This window comes from Glutamicibacter sp. NPDC087831, assembly GCF_044742845.1.
Classification (GTDB): Bacteria; Actinomycetota; Actinomycetes; order Actinomycetales; family Micrococcaceae; genus Glutamicibacter.
Map to the genome: position 1 here is coordinate 361,722 of NZ_JBIUVH010000004.1, position 10,561 is coordinate 372,282.

Consider the following 10,561-nt stretch of genomic DNA (forward strand, 5'->3'; position numbering starts at 1 on the left):
GGTAGAGTACAAGCATGAACATGTTGCGCATGGCCCAAATAATCGAGTACTACATGATGATCGCTTTGAGCATTGTCATCGTTGCGCTCGCCGTCTGGGCTTTGGTTGATTGCCTGCGTCATGGCGCAGATCGTTTCGCCCAGGAAGGCAAGCGCACCAAGGGGTTCTGGCTTGGACTGACCGTCGCCAGCACCGCCGTGGCACTGCTTGGCATCTTCAGCCAGGGCGGAATCGGCTTCCTGCAGCTGATCGGCGCCTGCATCGCCTGCGTGTACCTCGCGGACGTCAAGCCTGCCGTCAGCGGCAAAGGCGGCGGCTGGTACAACTACTAGGCGTGCCAAGGCACCAAGTTTTCCCGAAGACCTGCATCCGCATCTTGGCGGACTGCAGGTCTTCGCACTTTAATCACGGGCCTTAACTTTCGCACGAGCAGGCTTGCGCATTGGTTAGGATGGATTACATGAGCCACACTTTGATTTTGCTTCGCCACGGACAGAGCGAATGGAACGAAAAGAACCTGTTCACCGGTTGGTACGACGTATCGCTGACCGAGAAGGGCCGTGCTGAAGCTGCCCGCGGCGGCCAGCTGCTGACCGAAGCTGGCTACAAGCCGGAGGTGCTTCACACCTCCTTGCTGACCCGCGCCATTGTTACCGCGAACCTGGCCCTGGAAGCCGCTGGCCGTTCGTGGATCCCGGTGAACCGCGACTGGCGCCTGAACGAGCGCCACTACGGTGCGCTGCAGGGCAAGGACAAGGCGCAGACCTTGGCTGAGTTCGGCGAAGAGCAGTTCATGGAATGGCGTCGCAGCTACGACACCCCGCCACCAGCACTGGATGATTCCTCGGAGTTCAGCCAGATCAACGACGAGCGCTATGCGGCATTGGGCGACTCCGCCCCACGCACCGAGTGCCTCAAGGACGTGCTGGATCGCATGCTTCCCTACTGGGAGAACAACATCAAGGCCGACCTGTCGGCAGGCAAGACCGTCATGGTCACCGCCCACGGCAACTCGCTGCGTGCGCTGGTCAAGCACCTGGATGGCATCAGCGATGAAGACATTGCTGGCCTGAACATCCCAACCGGCATCCCGCTGGTCTATGAGCTGGATGACAACTTCCAGCCAATCACCAAGGGCGGAACCTACCTGGATCCAGCAGCCGCTGCGGACGCCATCAAGGCCGTTGCCAACCAAGGCCGCAAGTAGGATACGCTTTTCGGCGGCATCGAGGCTGCTGGCTACTCGCCAGTAGTTCGCGATGCCGCCGTCCGCTTGTTAACGCCGAGGTAACGCCAAGCATCCGGCTGTGAGCGAAACAACTGCGCACGATTGTATTTTTGGCATTAGTATGCTGTAATCTCCTATTTCGAATAGGCTCAATGGCTCACGTTAGGAATGCAATTCGTGGCAACTGATTACGATGAAGTCCGCCCAGACGTTGCTGAGGCACGTAAGGCTTCTCTGGATGCGGTGAAGTCCGCAAACGCACCGGACGCCAAGTCGGTGGTGCGCGAGCTCGACGAGACCGACCACACCGATGGCATGGATCTGCCAGGTGCGGATCTATCCAACGAGGAATTGACCGTTACGGTCATTCCGCAGAAAGACGACGAGTTCATTTGCGGCTCGTGCTTCTTGATTCGCCACCGTTCGCAGCTGGTGCGCGAAGAGGGCAATGTAGGCTTCTGCGTCGAGTGCGAAGGCTAGAAGCCCGCTAGACGCTGGCGCCACTTGCGCGCCAACAACCTGCGAGGGCAGTCCACCGATCGGTGGACTGCCCTCTGCTGGTTTAACGGGCTGGATTCCCCGGATGGGACCGGACTCCAACGACGGTCCCTGGGCTGCCCAGCGCTGCGTCGTGCGTCCGCTGGCATCCTGCCGGGGCAATGGCTGGATGTGCGCTCACCGGGAGCGCGTGGAGCTGCATGGCCGGACGAGGCGCAGCACTGCCATGCCAACGGGGCCGCGGGCCGCGGCGCGGTACCCAGTTCGCGCCTCGACGCGAAAGGCATCCTGGACCCCGGACAGCCAGTTTCAGTGCTTCCAGCCTTCCGGCCCGTTGCCGTAATCCGCGGTTCCATTGCTGAATGAGCTGGAGAGCAAAAATGGCGCCTGCCATCCGGTGGTACCGGATGGCAGGCGCCAGGGCGCAGCCTTATAGCTTGGGTCCGCGGACCTAGATCTCGGTGGGGTCCCATTCGCCGGTCACCAGATAGGTGACCTTGCGAGCTACGGACACACCATGATCGCCGAAGCGCTCAAGGTAGCGGCTGGTCAGCGATACGTCCACGGTGGTGGGTGCATTGGCATCCCAGTCGTCGGCCGCGACCAGGGTGAAGACGCTGGAGTGCAAGCGATCCAGCTGGTGGTTCAGCTCGATAATTTCGGTAGCGATCTGCAGATCGCGGGTGTCGAGCAAACGCGCAACGGCCTTGGCGATGTCAATATCGATCTTTGCCATCTGGGCAAAGGTGTCGGAAATCCTGGCTGGGATTGCCGGGTTGGGGAAGCGCAGGCGGGCCAGCTGCGCCAAGTGGCGTGCCAAGTCGCCCATGCGCTCCAGCGAAGCACTCATGCGCAGCGAACCGACGATCATGCGCAGATCGCTGGCTACCGGTCCCTGCAAAGCCAAGGTATCGATAGCGCGCTCATCGAGCTGGTTCTGCAGGAAGTCGATCTTCGCGTCCGCTGCGATGACTTCCTGGGCCAGCTCGACGTCGACGTTGGCTAGCGAATCCCAAGCTCGATCCATTGCGGTTGCGACCTGGTTGGCCATCTCAATGAGTTCTTCGCCAATTTGCTGCAGGTCTGCTTGAAATACCTTACGCACAGCAGTTCCTTTCGAGTGTCGGTATCCATGCCGGATGGTGGACTGCCGTGGCAGCCAACCGCCCCGAAACAGTTTTGTGGCATGGTGGAGGGTCTTGCTCCAGCTTGTCAGCGGGTGATTAACGAATATGCCACGAAAGGTGAACGTTTGGTGAACAGCGCGCCGAAATCGACTAAATCACGTCATTTAGGGCCGGTGCCACCCAAAGGTGAAGCTAGTCTAAAGATGTGAACGAAGTGATCTCGACTCTTATAGCCGGCGTCCTCGGCCTGGCTCTGGGGATCGTTGGCGTCATCGCCTTCCGGCTTTCCCAGAACCGCTCCTCGAAGCTGCCGCAGGTCGACGAACCCGTGCTCCCCGAGGGAGCCGCCGCCGTCCTGTCGGTCATTGGACGCGCCTTCGTGATCCTTGATGACGTCGACGGGGTGGTCCGGGCCAACCCCGCTTCCTACGCCTACGGACTGGTGCGAGGACACACGCTCGTCCACAACGAACTGCTCTCGCTGGTGCGGCAGGTTCGCGCCGACGGCGTGATTGCCGAAAGCCAGTACGAGCTGCAACGCTCCACGCTGGGTGCCGGGCAGCTGATTGTCCATGTGCGCGTGGCACCGCTGGGCGACGAGTACATTCTCCTGCTGGCCGACGACCGTACCGAAATCACCCGTACCGAAGCGATGCGCAACGACTTCGTGGCCAACGTTTCCCACGAGCTGAAGACTCCGGTCGGCGCGATCGGCCTGCTGGCCGAGGCCATTACCGAGGCTGCCGATGACCCCAAGGCGGTACGCCGCTTCTCCACCCGGATGGACAAGGAATCGCGGCGCCTGGCCGCCCTGGTCCAGGACATTATCGAGCTCTCCCGCCTGCAGGCATCCGATGCCATCGTGCAGGGCCAGGAAGTGAATATCGACAGCGTCGTGGCCGAGGCAGTTGACCGCAGCCACCTGATTGCCGAGGAAAAGGGCATCGCCATCACCGTAGGCGGACATCTCGAGGAGCCGATCCTGGGCGATGCGGACCTGCTGATGACTGCGATCCGCAACCTGATCGATAATGCCATCCGCTACTCCCCGGAGAACACCACGGTAGGCGTGGGCATCCGGCAGCGTGATGGCTATGCGCAGATCTCGGTCACCGACCAGGGACCCGGGATTTCGGCCGAAGAGCAGGAACGCGTTTTCGAGCGCTTCTACCGCGTGGACTCCGCACGTTCGAGGCAGACCGGGGGCACCGGCCTGGGGCTGAGCATCGTCAAGCACGTGCTGGCCAACCACGGCGGCGAAGTGTCGCTGTGGTCGCAGCCGGGCCACGGATCCACATTTACCCTAAGACTTCCCCTAGCGGACGAAGAACCGGCGACCAGCAATGTGCTTGCCGGCCAGACGATGAAGGAACGAACGATCGAGACGAATGCGTCCGATCGTGAAGGAGGACGCCGATGACCCGCATATTGATCGTTGAGGACGAGGAATCGCTCTCTGACCCGCTGTCCTACCTGCTGGAACGCGAAGGTTTCGAAGTCCGGATCGCCGACGACGGTCTGAAGGCCGTGACCGAGTTCGAACGCCATGGCGCAGACCTGGTGCTGCTGGATCTGATGCTCCCGGGCCAGCCCGGAACCGAAGTGATCCGCCAGATCCGCCTGAACAGCCAGGTCCCGGTCATCATGCTCACCGCAAAGGACTCGGAGATCGATAAGGTCGTCGGCCTGGAGCTCGGCGCCGACGACTACGTCACCAAGCCGTACTCCTCCCGCGAATTGCTGGCCCGCATCCGTGCTGTGCTGCGCCGCCAGGGCGAAGGCGAAGAACTGATCAGCAATGTGGTCACCGCCGGTCCGGTGCGAATGGACGTGGAACGCCACGTGGTCTCGGTCGACAACACCGAGGTATCCATGCCGCTGAAGGAATTCGAGCTGCTGGAAATGCTGTTGCGCAACGCCGGTCGAGTGCTCACCCGAGGCCAGCTGATTGACCGCGTCTGGGGCAGCGACTACGTGGGGGACACCAAGACTTTGGATGTGCACGTCAAGCGCCTGCGCTCCAAGATCGAGGTCGACCCGGCGGTGCCCGAACGCCTGGTGACCGTGCGCGGGCTGGGCTACAAGTTCGTGGTCTAAAGCCAAAGAGCCCGGATACGGCAAGAGCCTCGGGCAGAATCTTTCGATTCTGCCAGAGGCTCTTGTTTTGTCTTGCGCGAAGCTTAGTGGCCCGAAGTGGAGTGGGTCTCTTCTGGAATCAGGTGCTCGGTAACCGACTGGTCAGCACCGCCTGGTACGAAGTCGCGGTATTCAGCCAGGGTGCCATCGACAACTGGAACGCTGAATTCCACGTTCTCACCGGCAACGGTGAAGACCGAGTCGGCGTGTTCGCCAGCTGCGATGCCCATGTTCTTGATGATCTGCTGGTTCTTGTCTTCTTCAAGCTTGATGGTGCCGTCTGCAGGAACCTGGATGGAGACAGGTGCTGCGTTGTCAGCCTTGACCGACAGGGTCAGCGCGGAATCGCCGGCGTTGACTACGGAGCCGATCAGGCGGGCTTCAGTGTCGTCGCTGTTGGTGACGAACATCAGGTTGCGGACCTTTGCGTCTGCGACATCGACGTTGACGCCATCGCTGGCGGCGTAGTCGGTGTTGGTGGCCTGCTCGTTGATGGCGCCACAGCTGGTGACACCGAATGCCAGGGCAGCCACAGCGAGGGACGCGGCAATGCGACGTCCAGCGGTCATGCGTGCGGTGATCACGACACTAACTCCTCGGTGAGAAAAATGAGTTGCTTCGGTTCGTGGTCTGCTTAATCGAATGCACCTAGGGCAGGCGCAATCGAAAATTGGACCACGATTACCTCTAAGCCTAGCTGTTTTTCACGCAAAGACGCGATTTAGCGACGTGCAACACACGCATTTCGACAAGTTGTAGACAACCGATGTGGGGAAGGGGGTTGGTGCGCAGTCGACTGCCCTACCTTCTTCATAGCATGTTTCTCTTGCAAGTGGAAGAGGCATTTCCGCGTGAATTCGCGGTTATATGGGGCACAGTCGCAGGATCCGGAATAGCAAACATGGTAGACTAGGGCGTGGGAAAGGGGTTTATCCACATGGTTTTTGAGGTTGGCGAGACTGTTGTCTACCCGCACCACGGTGCCGCGATGATCGAAGAGATCAAGATGCGCAAGATCAAGGGCGAAGAGAAAATGTATCTCAAGCTCAAGGTGGCTCAGGGCGACCTGACCATCGAGGTTCCTGCTGAGAACGTTGATCTTGTTGGCGTACGTGACGTGGTAGGTCAGGAAGGCTTGGACCATGTGTTCGATGTCCTTCGTGCTGAATTTACCGAAGAGCCGACCAACTGGTCGCGCCGCTACAAGGCAAATGTCGAGAAGCTCGCTTCCGGCGATGTCATCAAGGTTGCAGAAGTAGTCCGCGACTTGTGGCGCCGAGAAAATGACCGTGGCCTGTCGGCAGGCGAAAAGCGCATGCTGGCAAAAGCTCGCCAGGTATTGATCAGTGAATTGGCCTTGGCCAAGGATCTGGACGAGGCCAAGGCAGAAGGCCTCTTGGACGAGGTTCTGGCTTCGGCCTAGCCCCGTTCCGGTAACGCATCGCCGTGAAACGCTCCCAAGCGTTTCACGGCTTTTGGCGTTAAAGCGGCCAAGGCCGAACCGCGCGGCACGATAAGCTGGGCGCTGTGAAGCAAAGCGAAGTGCATAACTCAAGCCTGATCCTCGTGGCTGCTGGAATGGGAACCCGCCTCGGCGCTGGCCTTCCCAAAGCGATGGTCCAGGTGGCCGGAAAATCCCTGGCTGAACATGCCGTGGACCGGGCGCTGGGAATTCCGAAGATCACCGAAATCATCGTGGTTACCCCGCCGCAGGACGAACGCCTGGCCGCGGCCATGGCGCAGTACGGGGACAAGGTGCGCACCGTGCCCGGTGGCGCCAGCCGCGCCGCGTCGGTCCGTGCCGGCTTGGCTGTAGCCAGTTCCGCCGCCACCAACATTCTGGTCCATGACGCCGCCCGTGCTTTTGCCCCGGCGAAGCTGCATGAACAAGTGCTTGGCGCTCTGGCCGACGAGCAGTGCAACGCCGTCATCCCGGCGTTGAACGTCACCGACACCATCTGCGTGGTGGAGCTCGATGCCGCCGGCGAGCACGAAATCATCAAGGAAACCCCGGCACGTTCCATCCTGCGCGCGGTGCAAACCCCGCAGGGCTTTGACGCGCAGCTGTTGCGCGATGCCCATGCCCAACTGGATGGCTGCACCGAGGCAGAACTGGAGAAGGTTACCGACGACGCGTCGATCGTGCGGGCTTTCGGAGCCGAAGTCCATGTGGTGCCGGGATCGCAGCAAGCCATGAAGGTCACCTATCCCGGAGATCTCGACGCGGCAGGCAAGCTCGCGGCGAACCAGCCCGCGGCCACCCCAAGCGCAAAGGAAGAAACCATGATCCTGCCACGAGTCGGCAACGGCATCGATGTTCACGCGGTTAGCGAAGACCCGACTCGCGAAATGTGGCTGGCAGGACTGCACTTCCCGGAAGACACCGGGCTTTCGGGCCACTCCGATGGCGACGCGGTAGCGCACGCGGCCTGCGATGCGCTGTTCTCCGCGGCGGGCATTGGCGATCTGGGCACGCACTTCGGGGTGGACCGACCGGAATTCGCCGGGGCCAGCGGTGTGAGCCTGATTGCAGAAGCCGCGCGCCTGGTGCGGGAGGCGGGATTCGAAATCGGCAATGTCGCGGTGCAGTTCGTTGGCCGCCGCCCGCGCTTTGCCGCGCGCCGCGAAGAAGCCAGCAAAGTGCTGAGCGAGGCTATCGGCGCCCCAGTCAGCGTCATTGCGACCACCAGCGACGGGCTGGGCTACGAGGGGGAAGGCAAGGGCGTGACAGCCTATGCCACCGCACTGGTCTACCCGGTATCGGGCTAGGCCCCTTGGCGCAACCGCGGGGCTTCGATCATCGAGAGTGTCACAAGTGAAGTACAAAGGGTGCATCCATCGGATAACCTTAAAGGCGTGAGCCTGCGATTCTATGACACCAAAACAGCATCCGTACGCGACTTCCAGCCATTGGCGGAAGGCGAAGTCAAGCTGTACTACTGTGGCGCCACCGTGCAGGGCATGCCGCACGTGGGCCACGTCCGCAGCGCCATTGTCTTCGACCTGTTGGTGCGCTGGCTCGAATACCGCGGCTTTGCCGTCACCACCGTCCGCAACGTGACCGACATCGATGACAAGATCCTGGAGAAGTCGGCGAAATCCTTCGCCGAGGACTTCGAGGCGGATGCCCATTACAAGCCGCGCGAAGAATGGTTCGCCCTGGCGTACCGCTTCGAGCAGGAATTCGCACGGGCTTACGAGGCTCTGGGTGTCCAACGCCCGACTTACGAGCCCCGCGCGACCGGCCACATCACCGAAATGCATGAGCTGATTGCACAGCTGATCGAACGCGGCCATGCCTACCCGGCGGCCGACAGCTCCGGAGATGTCTATTTCGACGTGCGCTCCTATGAGCAGTACGGCGCACTGACCCGCCAGAAGATCGAAGATATGCAGGACGCGCCGGATTCGGATCCGCGCGGCAAGAAGGATCCACGCGACTTCGCGCTGTGGAAGGGCTACAAGGGCACCGATCCGTTGACCGCTTCCTGGCCAAGCCCCTGGGGACGCGGCCGCCCGGGCTGGCATCTTGAGTGCTCGGCGATGGCTGGCAAGTACCTGGGCAGCGAATTCGACATCCATGGCGGCGGACTGGATCTGCGCTTCCCGCACCACGAGAACGAAATGGCCCAGTCCAACGCGGCTGGCCACGGCTTTGCAAACTTCTGGATGCACAACGGCATGGTCACCTATGAGGGTGAGAAGATGTCCAAGTCCATTGGGAACACCATTTCCCCGGAAGAAATGCTCGCGCTGGCCGACGCCCGCGTGGTGCGCTACTTCCTGGGCCAGGCGCAGTACCGTTCGATGCTCGACTACCGCCCGGACTCGCTGACCGAAGCGGGGGCAGCGGTCGAACGCATCGACACCTTCATCTCCAACGCGCGCTACCGCCTGGGTGCCGTCGCCGAGTCGATCGTGGCCACCGGGGTTCCGGAAGCTTTCGGCACCGCGATGGATGATGACCTGAACGTTCCAATGGCGCTGGCCGCGCTGCATGAAACCGTGCGGCTGGGCAATGCATCCTTGGATAGCCGTGACGACGCTGCCACTGCCAAGGCCTTGGGCCAGGTCTTGGCCATGACCCAGGTATTGGGCCTGGATGATGCCGGCAGCAATGAAAGCTCGAAATCTTCTGCAGAGCACGCAGCCCTGGATCAGCTGATCCAGGCCCAGTTGGCTGAACGCGCCGAAGCACGCGCTGCCAAGGACTGGGCACGCTCCGACGCCATCCGCGATGCGCTGGCATCCGCTGGCATTACCGTGGCGGACTCGGCCGATGGCGCTCGCTGGACTCTGGACAACTAGTCGCGAACACGCGCGGCACCAACGAACTCAAAACTAAAGGACATGAACCAATGAACAAAAAGGGCCCAACCAAGGGTAGTGGTGGCAAGGGACGTCGTTCCCTCGAGGGCAAGGGCCCGACCCCCAAAGCGGAGGACCGCCCGTACCACAAGGCTTACCGTGCCAAGCAGCTCTCTGAGCGCTCGGCCGCCAAGCGCAGCACCGGCCGCCGAACCGACCGCATCAAGGTTAACGCCGAATTCGTCACCGGCCGCAACTCCGTCGTTGAGGCGCTGCGCGCCGGCATCCCTGCCAAGGCGCTGCACGTTGCCATCCGCATCGACGTCGATGACCGCGTCCGCGAATCCCTGAAGCTGGCTGCCGAGCTGGGCATCCCGCTGATGGAAGCATCCAAGCCCGAGCTCGACCGCATGACCGATGACGCGATCCACCAGGGCATGGCCCTGCAGATCCCGCCATACGAATACAAGGATGCAGTCCAGCTGGCTACCAAGGCCATCAAGGACTTCGACAAGGGATACACCCGGACCCAGCCGCTGTTCCTGGCACTGGATGGCATCACCGACCCGCGTAACCTGGGTGCGATTGTCCGTTCGGCTTCGGCCTTCGGCGCAGACGGCGTGATCATTCCAGAGCGCCGCAGCGTCGGCATGACCGCTTCGGCATGGAAGACCAGCGCCGGTGCAGCTGTACGCGTACCAGTAGCCAAGTGCAGCAACCTGACCAGCGCACTGAAAGAAATCAAGGCTGCTGGCATTTTCGTGATCGGCCTCGACGCCGGTGGCGACATGGAGCTTCCGAACTTCGAATTGGCTACCGGCCCGCTGTGCATCGTGGTTGGTTCCGAAGGCAAGGGCCTGTCCCGGCTGGTCCGCGAAAACTGCGACGCCATCGTTTCGATTCCAATCGACTCGGCAATGGAATCGCTGAATGCTTCGATGGCTGTTGGCATCTCGCTCTACGAGGTATCGCGTTTGCGCGCTGGACAGTCCAAGTAGTCTCCAAGCACCGTGAAGGGGCCATAACTTGCCAAGGCAAGTTATGGCCCCTTTTCATTGGGGTGACCTGCTTCATAACAACAATTTTCCGTTGTTTTTAGCCGATATTCACCTTGGACCGCAGGGAATCCGCATGATTCCGGGGATTCTGCGCAGAAAAGCATGGAAACTGGCCGATTTTGCGTCGTGGCTGAACCCGTGTAGAGTTTTATCTCGCGCCGCTGATCCGGACAGCCTGAAAGGGCGAAACGGAAACGGCGGGGTGA

The 10,561-nt window shown here is 61.2% G+C and carries 12 protein-coding genes; 10 read left to right on the forward strand and 2 right to left on the reverse strand.

What is annotated here, in order from left to right:
* The first annotated feature begins 14 nt into the window (after positions 1-14).
* The 3 genes from ACIOJF_RS14690 to ACIOJF_RS14700 all read left to right on the forward strand — a co-directional run bounded on the left by ACIOJF_RS14690 (position 15) and on the right by ACIOJF_RS14700 (position 1,708).
* Positions 15-332, forward strand: coding sequence for a DUF2516 family protein (locus ACIOJF_RS14690; RefSeq protein WP_105658787.1), 318 nt, complete (start codon positions 15-17; stop codon positions 330-332).
* A gap of 128 nt (positions 333-460) precedes the next feature.
* Entirely contained in the window at positions 461-1,207 is a 747-nt protein-coding gene (locus ACIOJF_RS14695; RefSeq protein ID WP_105658786.1) for a phosphoglyceromutase, read from the forward strand.
* Between the two features lie 198 nt (positions 1,208-1,405).
* Positions 1,406-1,708: a DUF4193 domain-containing protein gene (locus ACIOJF_RS14700; protein WP_038993831.1), complete on the forward strand. Its 303-nt coding sequence runs from the start codon at positions 1,406-1,408 to the stop codon at positions 1,706-1,708.
* A 469-nt stretch (positions 1,709-2,177) separates the two neighbouring features.
* Here the strand turns inward: ACIOJF_RS14700 and phoU are convergent, their stop codons facing one another.
* Positions 2,178-2,831, reverse strand: a complete 654-nt coding sequence (gene phoU, locus ACIOJF_RS14705; RefSeq protein WP_105658785.1) for a phosphate signaling complex protein PhoU — start codon at positions 2,829-2,831, stop codon at positions 2,178-2,180.
* A 227-nt stretch (positions 2,832-3,058) separates the two neighbouring features.
* On the opposite strand from phoU, the gene ACIOJF_RS14710 reads away from it, so the two are divergent.
* Entirely contained in the window at positions 3,059-4,273 is a 1,215-nt protein-coding gene (locus ACIOJF_RS14710; protein WP_388024205.1) for a cell wall metabolism sensor histidine kinase WalK, read from the forward strand.
* Positions 4,270-4,950, forward strand: a complete 681-nt coding sequence (locus ACIOJF_RS14715; protein WP_105658784.1) for a response regulator transcription factor — start codon at positions 4,270-4,272, stop codon at positions 4,948-4,950. The genes ACIOJF_RS14710 and ACIOJF_RS14715 overlap by 4 nt, the downstream gene beginning before the upstream one ends.
* 83 nt (positions 4,951-5,033) lie before the next feature.
* On the opposite strand, the gene ACIOJF_RS14720 is transcribed toward ACIOJF_RS14715, so the two are convergent.
* The gene (locus ACIOJF_RS14720) at positions 5,034-5,573 is read right to left on the reverse strand and encodes a hypothetical protein (RefSeq protein ID WP_105658783.1); all 540 of its coding nucleotides are present in this window, start codon (positions 5,571-5,573) and stop codon (positions 5,034-5,036) included.
* Between the two features lie 353 nt (positions 5,574-5,926).
* On the opposite strand from ACIOJF_RS14720, the gene ACIOJF_RS14725 reads away from it, so the two are divergent.
* From ACIOJF_RS14725 to ACIOJF_RS14745, 5 genes are all read left to right on the forward strand, one after another.
* A complete protein-coding gene (locus ACIOJF_RS14725) occupies positions 5,927-6,412 on the forward strand; it encodes a CarD family transcriptional regulator (protein WP_038993823.1) in 486 nt (161 codons plus the stop codon).
* 119 nt (positions 6,413-6,531) lie between these two features.
* Entirely contained in the window at positions 6,532-7,758 is a 1,227-nt protein-coding gene (gene ispD / locus ACIOJF_RS14730; protein WP_402741803.1) for a 2-C-methyl-D-erythritol 4-phosphate cytidylyltransferase, read from the forward strand.
* 87 nt (positions 7,759-7,845) lie between these two features.
* Positions 7,846-9,297: a cysteine--tRNA ligase gene (gene cysS, locus ACIOJF_RS14735; protein ID WP_105658781.1), complete on the forward strand. Its 1,452-nt coding sequence runs from the start codon at positions 7,846-7,848 to the stop codon at positions 9,295-9,297.
* A gap of 50 nt (positions 9,298-9,347) precedes the next feature.
* On the forward strand, positions 9,348-10,295 hold the full coding sequence (gene rlmB / locus ACIOJF_RS14740) for a 23S rRNA (guanosine(2251)-2'-O)-methyltransferase RlmB (RefSeq protein WP_105658780.1): 948 nt from the start codon (positions 9,348-9,350) through the stop codon (positions 10,293-10,295).
* Between the two features lie 43 nt (positions 10,296-10,338).
* Positions 10,339-10,561 (forward strand): hypothetical protein (locus ACIOJF_RS14745; RefSeq protein WP_400291624.1); only part of this gene is annotated, 223 nt, incomplete at its 3' end.